This is a genomic window from Protofrankia sp. Cas3 (assembly GCF_963555955.1).
Classification (GTDB): Bacteria; Actinomycetota; Actinomycetes; order Frankiales; family Frankiaceae; genus Protofrankia.
The window spans coordinates 1-15,565 of record NZ_CAUVXP010000137.1 but is presented as its reverse complement, the minus strand read 5'-3'; the positions used below and the strand labels follow the sequence as shown (position 1 = coordinate 15,565).

General features: G+C 67.0%; 12 protein-coding genes and 2 pseudogenes. 8 read left to right on the top strand and 6 right to left on the bottom strand.

The genetic code is table 11. From position 1 onward, the window contains the following. Nucleotides 1-822: pseudogene (locus tag U9983_RS21100) on the top strand (hypothetical protein); the annotation flags it as partial. After that, complete coding sequence (locus U9983_RS21095; protein WP_322755676.1) at nt 819-1,148, top strand: hypothetical protein; 330 nt, start codon at nt 819-821, stop codon at nt 1,146-1,148. The pseudogene U9983_RS21100 and the gene U9983_RS21095, both read left to right, overlap by 4 nt. A gap of 166 nt (nt 1,149-1,314) precedes the next feature. Here U9983_RS21095 and uvrB read toward each other — a convergent pair whose 3' ends face one another. Continuing rightward, nucleotides 1,315-3,459 (bottom strand): excinuclease ABC subunit UvrB, encoded by a 2,145-nt coding sequence (gene uvrB, locus U9983_RS21090; protein WP_322755675.1) that lies wholly within the window; start codon nt 3,457-3,459, stop codon nt 1,315-1,317. Between the two features lie 42 nt (nt 3,460-3,501). Next, nucleotides 3,502-4,095 carry a dephospho-CoA kinase gene (gene coaE / locus U9983_RS21085; protein WP_322755674.1) on the bottom strand — a complete coding sequence of 198 codons (594 nt, stop codon included), beginning with the start codon at nt 4,093-4,095 and terminating at the stop codon, nt 3,502-3,504. Between the two features lie 240 nt (nt 4,096-4,335). On the opposite strand from coaE, the gene U9983_RS21080 reads away from it, so the two are divergent. Together U9983_RS21080 and U9983_RS21075 are read left to right on the top strand one after the other, a co-directional pair. Continuing rightward, on the top strand, nt 4,336-5,397 hold the full coding sequence (locus tag U9983_RS21080; RefSeq protein ID WP_322755673.1) for a M4 family metallopeptidase: 1,062 nt from the start codon (nt 4,336-4,338) through the stop codon (nt 5,395-5,397). A 112-nt stretch (nt 5,398-5,509) separates the two neighbouring features. After that, complete coding sequence (locus U9983_RS21075) at nt 5,510-5,833, top strand: protealysin inhibitor emfourin (RefSeq protein WP_322751342.1); 324 nt, start codon at nt 5,510-5,512, stop codon at nt 5,831-5,833. A gap of 54 nt (nt 5,834-5,887) precedes the next feature. On the opposite strand, the gene U9983_RS21070 is transcribed toward U9983_RS21075, so the two are convergent. Beyond that, entirely contained in the window at nt 5,888-7,561 is a 1,674-nt protein-coding gene (locus tag U9983_RS21070; RefSeq protein ID WP_322755672.1) for an MFS transporter, read from the bottom strand. Between the two features lie 101 nt (nt 7,562-7,662). Beyond that, a complete protein-coding gene (locus U9983_RS21065; protein WP_322755671.1) occupies nt 7,663-8,082 on the bottom strand; it encodes an SHOCT domain-containing protein in 420 nt (139 codons plus the stop codon). A 519-nt stretch (nt 8,083-8,601) separates the two neighbouring features. On the opposite strand from U9983_RS21065, the gene U9983_RS21060 reads away from it, so the two are divergent. Both U9983_RS21060 and U9983_RS21055 read left to right on the top strand, forming a co-directional pair. Continuing rightward, complete coding sequence (locus tag U9983_RS21060) at nt 8,602-9,183, top strand: RNA polymerase sigma factor (RefSeq protein WP_322755670.1); 582 nt, start codon at nt 8,602-8,604, stop codon at nt 9,181-9,183. After that, nucleotides 9,180-10,382, top strand: a complete 1,203-nt coding sequence (locus U9983_RS21055; RefSeq protein WP_322755669.1) for a maleylpyruvate isomerase family mycothiol-dependent enzyme — start codon at nt 9,180-9,182, stop codon at nt 10,380-10,382. Before U9983_RS21060 ends, U9983_RS21055 begins: the two co-directional genes overlap by 4 nt. 50 nt (nt 10,383-10,432) lie before the next feature. On the opposite strand, the gene U9983_RS21050 is transcribed toward U9983_RS21055, so the two are convergent. Both U9983_RS21050 and rpsA read right to left on the bottom strand, forming a co-directional pair. Beyond that, the gene (locus U9983_RS21050) at nt 10,433-11,647 is read right to left on the bottom strand and encodes an RtcB family protein (protein WP_322755668.1); all 1,215 of its coding nucleotides are present in this window, start codon (nt 11,645-11,647) and stop codon (nt 10,433-10,435) included. Between the two features lie 244 nt (nt 11,648-11,891). After that, the gene (rpsA, locus tag U9983_RS21045) at nt 11,892-13,373 is read right to left on the bottom strand and encodes a 30S ribosomal protein S1 (protein WP_416211464.1); all 1,482 of its coding nucleotides are present in this window, start codon (nt 13,371-13,373) and stop codon (nt 11,892-11,894) included. A 359-nt stretch (nt 13,374-13,732) separates the two neighbouring features. Between rpsA and U9983_RS21040 the strand changes: the two genes are divergently transcribed. Beyond that, the gene (locus tag U9983_RS21040) at nt 13,733-14,611 is read left to right on the top strand and encodes a class I SAM-dependent methyltransferase (RefSeq protein WP_416210253.1); all 879 of its coding nucleotides are present in this window, start codon (nt 13,733-13,735) and stop codon (nt 14,609-14,611) included. 120 nt (nt 14,612-14,731) lie between these two features. After that, a pseudogene (locus tag U9983_RS21035) lies at nt 14,732-15,565 on the top strand (hypothetical protein); the annotation flags it as partial.

The window sequence follows — 15,565 nt, the reverse complement described above, 5'->3', positions numbered from 1 at the left end:
ACCCACGGCGACGCCTCCGGCTGGGACGTCGGCCTCGCCCTCCTCGACTGCATCCCCGCCACCAAAGGCCTCACCACCACCACCGGCCTCGCCCGCGGCCTACGCGGCACCAGCCAAGCCATCCGCGACGGCCACGCCCTCACCACCGCCCTCCACACCGCCACCGCCCTCACCCGCCACGCCCTCACCGCCACCCGCACCCACCTGGACACCATCACCACAAACCTGCGCGGAGCCCGCGCCTACACCACCACCCTGGTCAAGAGCCTGCTCCCCCACCAGGCCACCGTGACCCCCGACGGCCATATAATCATGGCCGCCGGCGAACCCTTCGGCAACGCCCACCGCACCGCCAAAGACGCCTTCACCACGGTTGGAAAACCATCGCACGCAGGTAGGGGTGGTACGGGTATTCCTTTCGGCTTTGCCAACGAGACCGAGCTGGGTAATTTCTCCGCCATCCTCCATTCGGGCCTTGAGAGCACGGGCTTCCCCGACGTAGAGGGCATAATGCAAGGCAGTTCGGTCACTGGTGTAAAATATACAACTGGAGCACTTTTTGACATTGACCGAAGAAGCGATTTCGATATCGCTCTCGCAGGTGAAAGTTTGTTTAGCAAAGCGCTGAAACTCGGCGTCAAAACTCGATCCAGTGGGATACGAACCGGGCCATTGACTCCCCTCGAGCTTACCAGACTTGATTTATTCGACCTACAGCAGAGATTAACGGATATTGCCGAGAGAAAGGTATCATTCATGCTGTACAAAGAATCCGCGGCAGCCCTATCGAGGTGCCCTTCGATTCGACTCCCGAGACCATGAGAACATTCATCCTGTATGGTTCCAAGCGAACCGACATCGGCAGACTGGCCAACGAAATCAGTGTTGCTCTTGGAGTTACGCCCGATGCTCGCGACAGCTCGTATATCGGAGAGTACTATTCCCTAGACTCCACAAAGTTCAGTTGCCAAATTCAGCAAAATCTAAATTCTCCGGACGAAATCGAGGAAGATGATCGCTACCAAGAACCCGACCATCGCCAGTACGATCTCCTTGTTCGACTCACATTGAGCCCTGAGGCTGAACCGGTGCATGAAGTGATCGGCCAGGTCAGAGGCCTGGAACTACTGGCCAGAGATATGGCCTGACTTGGCCGGAAAACACAGTCCGGTGACTCATGACGGTCGTGGGACATGAGGGCCTCTCCAGCCGCGGTCGAGAGTGTCGATGCGCGACACAGCGGAGGCGACGGGATGGTGTTGCCAGTGCTTTCTCGACCGAGGCTTCGGAGTCGTCGGCAGAAATACGGAACGGTCATGTTCCGGCTGCTTCCATGCCCCGTAGTTCCTTCTTCAGCTCGGAGATCTCGTCGCGCAGGCGAGCGGCCAGCTCAAACTGCAGCTCTTTGGCAGCCTCGTGCATCTGGTCGTCGAGCTGGCGGATGAGCGCAGCCAGATCGGCTCGAGGCATCCCCGCCAACTGCGCCGCGTGCCGCCCGACCGCGCCGTCCCGACCGGTCTTCCCCGACGCGCCCTTCGAGGACATGCCGGGAACCGAGGCCTTCCCACGGGACTGTGCGCGACCACCACCGCCGATCATCTCACCGTCTGCGCTCTCCCGCACAAGGTCATCGAGGATGTCGATGACCTTCTTGCGCAACGGTTGCGGGTCGACACCACGCTCGGTGTTGTAGGCGATCTGCTTCACGCGCCGGCGGTTCGTCTCGTCGATGGCCCTGCGCATCGACGGGGTCACCTTGTCGGCGTACATGTGCACCTGACCGGAGACGTTCCGGGCCGCCCGGCCGATGGTCTGGATCAGCGATTTGTCCGACCGCAGGAAGCCCTCCTTGTCCGCATCCAGGATGGCGACCAGTGAGACCTCGGGTAGATCCAGGCCCTCCCGCAGCAGGTTGATGCCGACGAGCACGTCGAACTCGCCCCGGCGCAGCTCCGTGAGCAGCTCGATGCGACGCAGGGTGTCGACCTCACTGTGCAGGTAGCGGACACGGATACCGAGTTCGAGGAGATAGTCGGTGAGGTCCTCGGACATCTTCTTGGTCAACGTTGTGACCAGCACCCGTTCGTCACGTTCGGCACGCGTCCGGATCTCGCCGACAAGGTCGTCGATCTGACCCTGGGTCGGCTTCAGGACGACCTCCGGATCGAGCAGGCCGGTCGGACGGATGATCTGCTCGACCACCCCGTCGGAACGGGCCATCTCGTATGGTCCCGGTGTCGCCGAGAGATACACCGTCTGGCCGATGCGCGCGCAGAACTCCTCCCAACGCAACGGCCGGTTGTCCATGGCGCTGGGCAGCCGGAAGCCGTGCTCGACCAGGTTGCGTTTGCGGGACATGTCGCCTTCGAACATCCCGCCGATCTGTGGGACCGTGACGTGCGACTCGTCGATGACCAGCAGGAAGTCGTCCGGGAAGTAGTCGAGCAACGTGTACGGCGCCGTGCCGGCGGCACGCCCGTCAATATGCCGGGAGTAGTTCTCGATACCCGAACAGAAACCGACCTGGCGCATCATTTCGATGTCATAGGTGGTGCGCATCCGCAGCCGCTGGGCCTCCAACAGCTTTCCCTGGCGTTCCATCTCGGCGAGCCGCTCGGTCAGCTCCGTCTCGATGCCCGCGATCGCCCGCTCCATCCGTTCCGGGCCGGCGACATAGTGGGTGGCGGGGAAGACGAACACATCGGTCGCGTCGCGGACGATCTCCCCGGTCACCGGATGCAGATAGGTCAGCCGTTCGATCTCGTCCCCGAACATCTCGATCCGGACTGCGAGCTCCTCGTAGGCGGGAAACACCTCAACGGTATCGCCGCGGACGCGGAACGTCCCACGGGTGAAGGCCAGGTCGTTGCGGGTGTACTGGACGTCGACGAACCGGCGCAGCAACCTGTCGCGTTCGATCTCCTCCCCGACCCGCAGCCGGACCATGCGTTCGATGTACTCCTGCGGGGTGCCCAGACCGTAGATGCAGCTCACGCTCGCCACGACCACCACGTCCCTGCGCGTGAGCAGGCTCATCGTGGCCGAATGGCGCAGCCGCTCGACCTCCTCGTTGATCGACGAGTCCTTCTCGATGTAGGTGTCGGTCTGGGCGATATAGGCCTCTGGCTGGTAGTAGTCGTAGTACGACACGAAGTACTCGACGGCATTGTCCGGCAGCAACTCCCGGAACTCGTTGGCCAGCTGCGCGGCGAGGGTCTTGTTGGGTGCCATCACCAGTGTCGGGCGCTGCAGCTCCTCAACGAGCCACGCGGTGGTCGCCGACTTGCCGGTACCGGTCGCGCCGAGCAGGACGATGTCGGTGTCACCGGCACGGACGCGGCGGGCAAGCTCCGCGATCGCGGCCGGCTGGTCGCCGGCCGGCTCGAAGTCCGACACGACCCGCAACGGCGCAGTCGAACGCTCGATGTCCTTACCGGGGCGATCGGCAGTGGGGCTCACGTGTCCTACAACACCACAGAGGTCCGACAGTTTCCGTCCGGCCTACGCGATGGACGCGGAAAGACGCTTCCACACCTCAGCCACCTGGTCATGAAGATCTTCTGGGCTGCCGCTGTTGTCCACGAGGATGTCGGCCACCGCGCGGCGGGCGGAGTCCGACGCCTGGTTGGCCATCCGCGCCAGCGCCTGCTCCCGCGCAAGCCCCCGATCGGCCAGGCGGGCAAGGCGGACCTCGCGTGGCGCCACCACGACGACGATCACGTCGTAGCCGCCGGACAGGCCGGCCTCGACGAGCAACGGCACGTCGTACACGACCACCGCGTCGGCCGGAGCATCGGCCATGCGACGGGTCGCCTCCGCGCCGACCAGCGGATGTGTGATCGCCTCAAGGCGGCGGCGGGCGGCGGGGTCGGCGAACACGACAGCCCCGAGCGCCTCCCGATCGAGGCTGCCGTCGGCGCACAGCATCTGCGGCCCGAACTCGTCCACGACGGCCTGAAGCCCCGGTGTACCGACGGCGACGACCTCCCGGGCGATCGCGTCCGCATCGATGACGACGGCACCGTGATCAGTCAACAGCCGCGCCACCGCGCTCTTGCCCGCGCCGATCCCACCGGTCAGCCCCACCCGCAGCATGGGGCCGAGTCTCCCGCATGACCGGCCTCGTCGGATAGAGGGCCCAGACAGTGCGGCTCAGGCAGTGCGGCCCAGGCATATCAGTGGAAAACAATATAGTCACAACAGCGGTAGACATATAATGTAATATCCGTCATGGTCTGTGGTGGGTCCGTGACGCTGCGGCCAGCGGTTCGGTGACGCCGCGGCCGACGAGACCGGGATCCGACGTTCGCATTCGTCCTCCGGGGGTTGTCTGTCATGGCTGGGTACCATCGCTGCACGCCGTGCGCCGTACCACCGCACATGCTCGAACGCATCGCGCGCAACGGCACCGACGACCAGCGCTCCTGGGCGCTTTCCACGCTGGCCCGCGACACCTCGGTGCGTTCCGTGCGCGTACACAACGCCCTGCTGCGGGGCGGGTCCAAAGGCACGCTGGTGCCCCGGCTGGCGCCGACTGGAACAGCCGACCGGGTGATCGGTGACGCCGCCGGCACCGAGACCCTGCCGGGACGGGCGGTACGCACCGAAGGAGACACTGCCAGCGACGACGCCGCCGTCAACGAGGCATACGACGGTCTCGGCTCGACGTTCACGTTCTTCCAGACCGTCTACGACCGTGACTCCATCGACGACGAGGGAGTCGCGCTGCACGCGACGGTCCACTACGGCGACCACTACGACAACGCCTTCTGGGATGGTCGGCAGCTGGTGTTCGGCGACGGTGACGGCGAGATGTTCAAGGGCTTCACCACCTCGCTGGACATCATCGGACACGAGCTGACACACGGCGTGACCGAGGATGAGGCGCAGCTGATGTACTTCAACCAGCCCGGCGCCCTCAACGAGTCTGTCAGCGACGTTTTCGGCTCACTCGTCAAGCAGTACGCGCTGGGCCAGACCGTCGAGGAGGCCGACTGGCTGATCGGTGCGGATCTGCTCGCACCCGGTGTGGCCGGGGTCGCGCTGCGGTCCATGAAGGAACCTGGAACGGCGTTCGACGATCCGGTACTCGGGGCCGACGACCAGCCCGGCCATATGGACCACTACCTGCGCACCACGACCGACAACGGCGGTGTACACATCAACTCCGGCATCCCCAACCATGCCTTCTACCTCGCCGCGGCGGCCATCGGCGGCAAGGCGTGGGAGAAGACGGGGCTCATCTGGTACGACACGCTACGGGCGCCGCAGCTGCGGCCGAACTCCACGTTCCGGGCCTTCGCCTCGCTCACCATCCGACAGGCCCGGGCGCTCTTCGGTGACGACGAGGTGACGGCCGTCACGCAGGCATGGCGCGCCGTGGGCGTCATCATGTAGATCCGGCTGTAGCTCCCGCTGTAGATCCGGCTGTGGAACCGCGTTCCAGATCTCGCAACGCCGGAAGCTGCGAACCCGTGTCGCCGACACGATCATAGGCGACAATAACAGGATGGTTGATGAACACGTGCGGATCGTCCTGGAGCGATCAGGAGGTTTCGTCGGACAGGCGATCAGGCGTGGCCTGGACACCGCCGAGCTCCCAGCCGACGAAGCCGCACAGCTGCGTGGCCTCGCCGCTGATGTGGAGGCTACCGCAAACCGTCCAGACCGCGCCTCCACCCCGGCGGCCCGCCCCGACCGTTTCACCTACACCCTGGAGGTTGACCGGGCTGGACACCGACTCGTGCGGCGCTTCAGCGAGCCGGTTCCAGAGGAGCTGCGCACGTTGCTTGCCCTGCTGTCCAAAGCACCGCGGTTGCCCGCCCACCGGTAGGAGCGCGACCAGTCCCGACAACGGCGATCGGTGGCTGGCCAGTGGCTACGATGATCATATCGTGGCGCGTCTGTGGGCGCCCGCGTGAGCGTGCTGCGCACCCGCGACAATCGGTACGGTTGGAAGGGATCGGGTGAAGGCCAGACCGACGAGAGCCACGGCTGCGGCGGTGAGCATGGCTGCTCGCAGTCCGGCGAGCTGCGCGTCGGCGTAGCGCTCGACAAGGGCCTGCGCCTGCGCCGGCGGTATCGCAGTGCTCGCCAACGCGGCCCGCACCTGCTCGGTGGACACGAAGCCGACCCCGGCCTCAAGCTGCACCCCGACCTGCGCTCGGACGGGCTCGGAGATCCGCGGGTCGTTCTCGACGCGATTCTGGAGCGCCACGGAAAGGGCGCTGATCACGATTGCTCCCATCAGCGCGGTTCCGAGTGCCGAACCGAGGTTCTGGGCGGTGTACTGAAAGCCCCCGACCTGGCTACGGTCCGATTCGCCCACCGAGGACTGCACGACGTTGCCGAGCTGTGATGCCAGTAGTCCCAGCCCGACACCCAGCACCGCCATGGCCACCGCGAACCTCAGGTCGTCGATCCGCGGGTCGACCGCGGCCACCAGGAAGAGGGATGCACCCATCAGCACCAGCAGGCCCAGTCGCACCACCAGACGTGGGCCGACCACCCGACCGAGCACCGGACCGCTGATCGAGGTTGCCAGCATTGTGACCGAGACGGGCAGCAGCCGCAGCCCCGTCTCAAAGGCATTGAATCCCTGAACGACCTGAAGATAGAGCGGAATCGTGAAGAAAAGCCCGAGCAGAATCACGTTCTGGATGCCGAGTACCGCCAGCCCGGATCGCAGCGGTTGAACCGTCAGCAGCGCAAACCGCACCAGCGGATCGCAACCGGATCGCTCCCGGTGAGCCTCCCAGGAGCGCAACGCCATCAGCACCGCGAAGCCGGCCGCCACCACAAACGGGGTGAGGGAGAATCCGAACGGCGCCACCGGTGAATTCTTCGGCCGCAGCCATCCCCATGAACTGCTCTGCAGGATCCCGATGACGACCAGTGAAAGCCCCAGCGCTGACAGGAACGCACCGAAGACGTCGAAACCGCCGCCGGCCGCGACGGCTGGGTCACGAGAAACGGCTCCGTCACGCGAAACGGCTATGTCACGCGAAACGGCTGGGTCCCGAATCCACCGGACCATGCTGAGAATCAGCATGACCAGGACGACCTCGCCGGCGAACACGACACGCCACGTCCACTCCGTGGTCACCCAACCGCCAAGCAGCGGACCCACGGCAATACCGGCACCGGCCAGCCCACCGATCACCGCATAGGCGACCGCCCGTTCGCGGCCGGCGTAGTTGCCACTGACAAGTGCGGCCAGTGCCGGCAGCACCAATGCGGCGCCCAGTCCCTCGACAACCGACCAGCCCACGGTCAGAATGACAAGTGTGGGTGCCAGCGTGGTGATCAGCGATCCGATCCCGTAGACGACGAGGCCGACGGTGAACGTACGTCGCCGACCCCACAGATCACCAACTTTTCCACCGGTAATCATAAAGGCGGCCATCACCAGCGAGTAGGCAGTGATGACCGCCTGGATCGCGGTCACGCTCGTGTCGAAATCCTCGACGAGCCGAGTGATCGAAACGTTCATCACCGCGGCATCCAGCACCATGAGAAACTGTGCCGCACCGAGGACGACCAGCGCCTTCCACCTGCCCAACGGGCCTCCCCACGGCGGTCACCACCACGGTGGTGCGGAAATTATCCAGCCAGGAACGATCAAAAACCCGCAACGCCGCCGGACGCCGCCGAATACCGGGATCAGGCGAGAACCCTGGCCTTCATCTGCTCGAACTCCGCGTCGGAGATCGCACCGCGGTCCCGCAGTTCGGCAAGCCTGGACAACTCCTCGGATGGACTCGCCGTTCCCGCGGTCGTGCGTACGTAGTCGCGGAAGTCCTCCTCCTGACGTGCCGACCGCCGGGCAGCCCGTTCATGCATGCTGTCGCCCCGAAAAATCAGATACACCAGGACGCCGAACAAGGGCAACAGGATGACGAAGATGATCCAGGCTGCCTTTCCCCAACCGGACAGATCGTGGCTCAGCAGAACGTCGGATATAACGGCGAACAACAGGTAGAACCACAGCAGGAACAGGAAGAACCACAGCATCGTCCAGAAGACGCTGAGCAGCGGGTACTGATAATGGGTCTGCACGACTACCCCCTCGGTCGTCCGCACGCCCTTCTGGTTCCCCGACCCACACGGCCGGTAGAAGATTCGCGAGTCACGACATCACTCACCCCTGCACTACCCACCGGCCGACCTCCTTACCGCCGCCGAGCGGTAACGCCCGGTCGGTCACCCTCGCGAGGTGAATTCCAGGCGCCCGGGGCCAGATCGCCGGCAAGGAGGGGAAGACCCGACCGGCATCGAACAGGCCGTCCACCTTGAGATCAACTACCCTGATGCGTCACGCCTGAACCGCGCTCGGATGGCAGCCGGGACAGGCACTGGTGGACTGCCCATCCCGGTCATGGGACACTTCGCGCCGTGCTTTCCGCAGCCGCACCCCGCGGTGCGGACGACCCGCCCGCGGCCGCCTCCCTGATACGGGTCCCGCCGCTGACCACCGCCATGCAGCCCATGCAGCCCATGCCGCCCATGCAGCAGCCGCCTCCGGCGACACAGCCACCCCAGGCCGCCCATGCATCGCAAACCGACGGTGCATCGGACCCTGCTCCTGCCCTGCGGCGTCCGGTGTCCGAACGTCCCGATGACTTCCCCCCGGACCAGCTTCGTGACCTGCATGCCCGCCTCGCCGCCGGCGACGCCGACGCGCTCGCGCAGGTGCACGCGCGCTACGCCCGCTACCTCGCCGCCGCGGCCGCCCAGATCACCGCGGACCGCGAAGCCGCGGCCGAGGTCGTCCAGGACGTCCTGGTACACCTGTGGGAGCACCCGTTGCGGTTTGATCCTGACCGCGGCGGCCTGCGCGCCTACCTGGTCGTCATGGCCCGGCGTCGGGCGGTGGACTGGGTCCGGCGGGAAAGCGCGCGCAGGCCGTCCGAGACCGTCGCCCGGGAACTGGCCGCAACGCCCGACGGCCCGGCCGCCGACACGGTGGTGCTGACCGAGGTCACCGCGGCGATCGTGCGTCGTGGTGTGGCGGATCTCCCGTCGCTGCTGCGCGAAGCGGTGGAACTCGCCTTTTTCGACGGCTACACCTACCGTGAGGTGGCAACCCGACTCACCATTCCGGAAGGCACGGCAAAATCCCGGATCCGCGCTGCCCTGCAGAAACTTGCGGTCCGGTTGGAGCGCGAAGGGGTTCACGTGTGAGCGCCAGGAAGGTCGAACCGCACGACCTTGCGCCCGCGCACCCGTTGCGGAATCCGGCCCCCGACGGCCATGGAGGACATGTCGATGACCTTCTCGGTGCCTACCTCCTCGGCGCCTGCGATCCCGACGAGACGGTCATCGTCGACACGCACCTCGGCCGGTGCGAGCACTGCCTGGTCACGGCCGAGACGCTCAGCATCGGCCTGGTCGGTCTTGTCGGCCGGCAGCGGCACGACCTGGCCTGCGAGGTGTCCGGCGACATGCTCCGCGATGTAGCCGATGAGATAGCCGCCGAGGCGGCCGATGCGGTAGCCACCGAGGTGGACCCGGCTGGTTCCGCCGCCCTGGCCGCGGTCATGGCGGCGGCTCTGACTCGCCGTCCGGCCACGCCGGTGGCACCGGAGATCGCAGATCCCTACCTCACCCAGGTTGGCGCCGTCGACCGGTTGCTTGCCGAGCTCACCGCCGACGACTGGACGCGCGAGATCGTCAACGGTTGGAACACCCGCGAGCTCGTCGCGCATCTGGCCGCCTCCGACGGGCTGGTCGCGGCCGGGATCGGCCTGGCGGTGGATCCGCCTGTGCACAGCACCGACCTGGATGAACGGACCGCCGCCGTCCACGCTCACCAACATGACTGGACGACCGGACGCACCTGGTCGGCCTGGTATGGCGCCATGGAACGGATCGCCGAGCAGCTCCGCCGCAGCGGGCTGACTGACACGGACGGGCCGACTGACACGGACGATCGTCGCGCGCCCTTTGGCCCGCTGGGCGCCTACCTGACCATCCGGGCCTTCGAGACGTGGATCCACGGCCGTGACATCGCCGAGCGGGTCGGGCTGGCCATGCCGCTGCCACCCGCCGATCACCTCCACCGGATGGCCGACACCGCAATGCGGTGGCTCACCCCGAAGGTACGGGCCGCGCTACCACCTGCTTCCGGGGACGCGACGCTCCTTGTCAACCTCTCGGGCCCCGGTGGCGGCCGGTGGATGATCGGGCCGGACGGCACCAGCGAGATTGCCGGTAGCGGGAAACCGCCCGCCACCAGCGCGGCGATGTCCGCGCCCCTGCTCGACTTCTGTCTGCTGGTCGCCGACCGCCGCCAGGCCGGCGACATCGGCGCCGAGCTGGTGGGAGACACCGCGATCGCACAGGCGATGCTCGACGTCGCGCCCTCGTTCGCCGGCGCCTGACAGTTCACCCTCGCCCATCCCGCGCAGCAGTTCACGGGTGCCGCACCGGGTCAGCCTTTGACGCACAGGACGGCCCGCAGTTCCGCGGCGACAGCGACCAGGTCCCGCTGGTTGGCGATGACCTGCTCGATGTCCTTGTAGGCCGCCGGGATCTCGTCGATCACGCCGGCGTCCTTGCGGCATTCCACCCCGGCGGTCGCCGCGGTCAGATCCTCGACGGTGAACATCTTCTTCGCCTTCGACCGGCTCATCCGCCGACCGGCCCCATGCGACGCCGAGTGAAAAGACTCCGGATTCCCCAGTCCACGAACGATGTAGGACCGGGTACCCATCGAACCCGGGATGATGCCGTATTCCCCGGACCGTGCCGAGATCGCGCCCTTGCGGGTCACCAGCACATCCGCGCCATAATGATGTTCTTCGGACACGTAGTTGTGATGGCAGTTCACCGAGGCGAACGCTCGTTCCCCCGCATACGGACCGCTCTGCGGCGCAACCGGCAGCCGCAGTCCCGGGAAGAAACCATGCAGCACATCCTGGTACAGGCCGAGCATCGTCACCCGATTCAGCTGGGCGTACCGCTGCGCCCAGACCAGATCATGCCGGTACGCCCGCATCTCCGCCGTGCCCGCGAGGAACACCGCCAGATCCCGGTCGCGCAGGTCGCCGTTGTGCGCCAGCCGTTTCGCGATCCCGATATGGACCTCGGCCAGCTCCTTGCCGATGTTGCGTGAGCCCGAGTGCAGCATCAGCCACACCTGGTCGCCGGTATCGAGGCACAGCTCGATGAAGTGGTTGCCCGAGCCGAGCGTCCCCAGCTGCGCCATGGCCCGCTCCAGCCGTCCCGAGACCAACGGATGCAGGTCGGCGAAACCGTCCCAGAGCTCCCGGTGGGAGCGCACCCTGCTCGAGACGGTCGGGTGTCCGAGACGCCCGACCGGAATCACCGCCTCGACCGCGGCGCGTATCGCACCCAGATCATCCGGAAGATCACTCGCGGTGAGGTTCGTGCGGACGGCGGCCATTCCACAGCCGATGTCGACGCCGACGGCCGCGGGCGACACCGCGTCCCGCATGGCTACGACGGAACCGACGGTCGCGCCCTTGCCCAGGTGGACATCGGGCATGACCGCGACATGGTGATGGACATAGGGGAGATCCGCGACGGCGCGCAGCTGGTCGAGGGCTGCGCTGTCGACCTCCTGCGGACGGGTCCACATCCAGATGGGGGTCCGCGCACCCCCGAGTTCGGCAACGGCGGCCATGATCGATCGCTCCTGTTCGTCATCCGATACCCGGGCGGACGGTGCCCGGCGCTCTCATGAACAGGAGCGTGCCCGATGTATGCGGACTTTTCGAATGGTTTTCCGCCGCCGGACGCGAACGGGGCCTGCGGAAGATGTCCCGCAGGCCCCGTCGAGCGCTGTCCTCAGGTACTACCCGGCCGGACTGCTCCCGGCCGGACTGTTCCCGGCCGACCTATTCCCGGCCGACCTATTCCCGGCCGACCTATTCCCGGCCGAACTGCTCCCGAAGGCGACGAAGCGCGTCCTCGTCGATCGCGGAGGCGGGCTGGTCGGGCTCGGCGGAGGTGTAGGACGACGGGGCGACCGCGGCGGCCTCGGCTTCCTGCGCGGCCCGAATCTGCGCCTGGTGCGCCTCGTAGCGCTGCTGGGCCTCGCCGTACTGCCGCTCCCACTCGGCCTGCTGCTCCTCGAAGCCCGGCAGCCACTCCCCCGTCTCCGGGTCGAAACCCTCGGGGTAGACGTAGTTGCCCGCCTCGTCGTACTTGGCCTCCATCCCGTACTGGGACGGGTCGAACGCCTCGCCTTCGCCGACAAGGGCGCTGGAGTCGTTCGCCTGCTTGAGGGAGAGGCTGATCCGGCGCCGGTCGAGGTCGATGTCGATGACCTTGACGAGGATCTCGTCGCCGACGTTCACGACCTGCTCGGGGATCTCCACGTGCCGTTCGGCCAGCTCGGAGATGTGCACCAGACCCTCGATGCCCTCGTCCACCCGGACGAACGCGCCGAAGGGCACGAGCTTGGTGACCCGACCCGGGACGACCTGACCGATCGCGTGGGTACGGGCGAACTGACGCCACGGGTCTTCCTGCGTGGCCTTGAGCGACAGCGACACCCGCTCGCGCTCCAGGTCGACGTCGAGGACCTCGACCGTGACCTCCTGGCCGACCTCCACGACCTCCGAGGGGTGGTCGATGTGCTTCCAGGAGAGCTCGGACACGTGCACCAGACCGTCGACACCACCAAGGTCGACGAACGCCCCGAAGTTGACGATGGAGCTGACGACGCCCTTGCGGATCTGGCCCTTGGCCAGCTGCGCGAGGAACTCCGACCGGACCTCGCTCTGGGTCTGCTCCAGCCACGCGCGCCGGGACAGAACCACGTTGTTCCGGTTCTTGTCCAGCTCAATGATCTTGGCTTCGAGTTCGCGGCCGACGTAGGGCTGCAGATCGCGCACCCGGCGCATCTCCACCAGCGACGCAGGCAGGAAGCCCCGCAGCCCGATGTCAAGGATGAGACCGCCCTTGACGACCTCGATGACGGTGCCGTTGACGACGCCGTCCTCCTCCTTGAGCTTCTCGATCGTGCCCCAGGCGCGCTCGTACTGCGCGCGCTTCTTGGACAGGATGAGACGGCCCTCCTTGTCCTCCTTCTGGAGAACAAGAGCCTCTACGTGATCACCGACCGTCACGACCTCGTGCGGGTCGACATCGTGCTTGATCGAAAGCTCCCGCGAGGGGATCACGCCTTCGGTCTTGTAACCGATGTCGAGGAGCACCTCATCGCGGTCCACCTTGACGATGGTTCCGTCGACGATGTCACCGTCGTTGAAGAATTTGATCGTTTTATCGACGGCGGCGAGGAAGTCCTCAGCCGAGCCGATGTCGTTGACCGCGACCTGCGGGGTGGTCGGGGTGGGCGGTGTGGTCACGGTCTCCACGGGTCGTACGTCGGTGGTGCTCGTCAAGGGGTCGGCTCCGGCTACAGGGTTCGTCGAATGCACGAGGGGCCGGATCGAACCGCCGGGACGGAGGGACAGGGACCGTGCAAAACGAACACTGTCAGTACCGATAGCGACGCTCGAGCGGATCTACTAGGTCTGAGATCCACAGACTCTCGTGCCAGACCCAAGTCTAGGGATCGTTGTCCAGGGTGGTCAACGCCATGGCGGGTCAACCTCGTCCCGCGTCGGGGTGAACCGCGCCGGAGACGACCCGCAAACCCGACGGGACCGCGACCATGTCACATCATCGGAACGGGATGACGCACGCGGCGGACGACCCACCCCCGATTGGATGCCCAGCGGACACTGCGAGGATCGATGCCGTGAACGGACCAGAACCCGCCAGACCGGACGCGCCCCGGCCCGTCCTGCCGCAGTACCCGCCGGGCGGGTATCACCCCGCCGAGTTCGGGTACAGCGACGTCGACGACGACAGCGCCCGATGGGCCAACCGCGGCTACTGGGACGCCACCGCCGACGACTACCAGGCCGAGCATGGTGCCTTTCTCGGTGACACGGACTTCCTGTGGTGCCCCGAGGGTCTGCGGGAGGCCGACGCGCACCTGCTCGGCGACGTCCGCGGCCGGACCGTGCTGGAGATCGGGTGCGGCGGCGCGCAGTGTGCCCGCTGGCTGGTCACCCGTGGTGCGGACGTGGTCGCGCTGGACCTGTCCGCAGGCCAGCTGCGGCACGCCCGGACGCTGTCGGTGGCCACCGGTGTGGACGTCGCCCTGGTACAGGCCGACGCCACCCGGCTGCCGCTGGCCGCCGCAAGTGTGGACCTGGCCTGCTCGGCCTTTGGCGCGATCCCCTTCGTCGCGGACAGCGCGGCCGTCATGCGTGAGGTCGCCCGGGTGCTGCGTCCCGGCGGGCGCTGGGTCTTCTCCACCACACACCCGATGATCTGGTCCTTTCCCGATCATCCGGGCAGGGAGGGTCTGACCGTGGTCCGCAGCTACTTCGACCGGCGGGCATACGTCGAGCGGGACTGGGCCGGCCGGACGAGTTACGCCGAGACCCACCGTACCGTCGGTGACCGCGTCCGGGAGCTGGTGGCCGCCGGTCTGACCGTGTTGGACCTGATCGAACCGGAGTGGCCGGCCGGGCACGACCGGGTCTGGGGCCAGTGGGGGCCGGTGCGTGGCCGCCTGTTTCCATCCACCGCGATCTTCGTGACCGAAAAGGGCACCGGGACCACCTGAGACGTCCCGGCGACAACGGTGATCGCGCCACCTTTGGGCCGGCCGGCCGGAGTCCGCCATGGCCGGCCCCAGATGGCCAGCTACATGCTTGTTACAATTAGTAATGGGAATGTTGCCGTCGTGACATGGTGGGAGGACACAACGGCCAGCCGTCCGGGCACGGTGGATGCGGTCCCGGTTGCCCGGCGCCCGTGCCCACCCGAGCGCGGCCCGGTCGGCGCAAGGCCCGCCGCGCCGGCCCCGCTCGCGGTAGCGGCCCCGCTCGCGGTAGCGGCCCCACCCCGGCACGCCCTGCGGGGGGCCATCCGCGGTGCGTCCCCACTGGCCGTTGCCGCCCTCGCCGCCAACCTCGCGAACCTGCTCGTCACGCTGGTGCTCGCCCGGCATCTGTCCACCACCGCCTACGGGGCGCTGGCCCAGTTGCTGGCGCTGTTCTTCGTGGTGTCCATGCCCGGCAGCGCCCTGCTCGTCGGCGTCGTCCGCAAGGTGACGCCCTGGCAGCAGACGGGTGAGGCCGCGATGATCGACCAATGGATTGCGCGGGTCCGGCGTGGCGGTGTCGTCCTGGTCGTGTTGACCGGTATCGCAGCTCTCCTGCTGCGGGGTGTCATCGCCACGGCGCTGTCCCTGCCGGGTCCCGGCGGTGTCGCCGAGATGCTCACCGCGGGCGCCGCCTGGTGCCTGCTCTGCGTGGACCGCGGGTTGTTGCAGTCCACCCACAGGTACGCCGGCCTCGCGGCCAACCTGCTGCTGGAGGGCCTGGTCCGGGGCGCCCTCGCGGTCGGGCTGGTGCTGGCGGGTCTCGGAGCCGATGGCGTCTGCCTGGCGATCCTGCTCGGTGTACTGGTCGGGCTCGGGCACGGGCGCACGATCCTGGGCTCCCACGCCGGCCGCGCTGCGGCGCGCGCCAACCCGCCCGCCGCCAACCCGCCCGCCGCCAACCCGCCCGCCGGC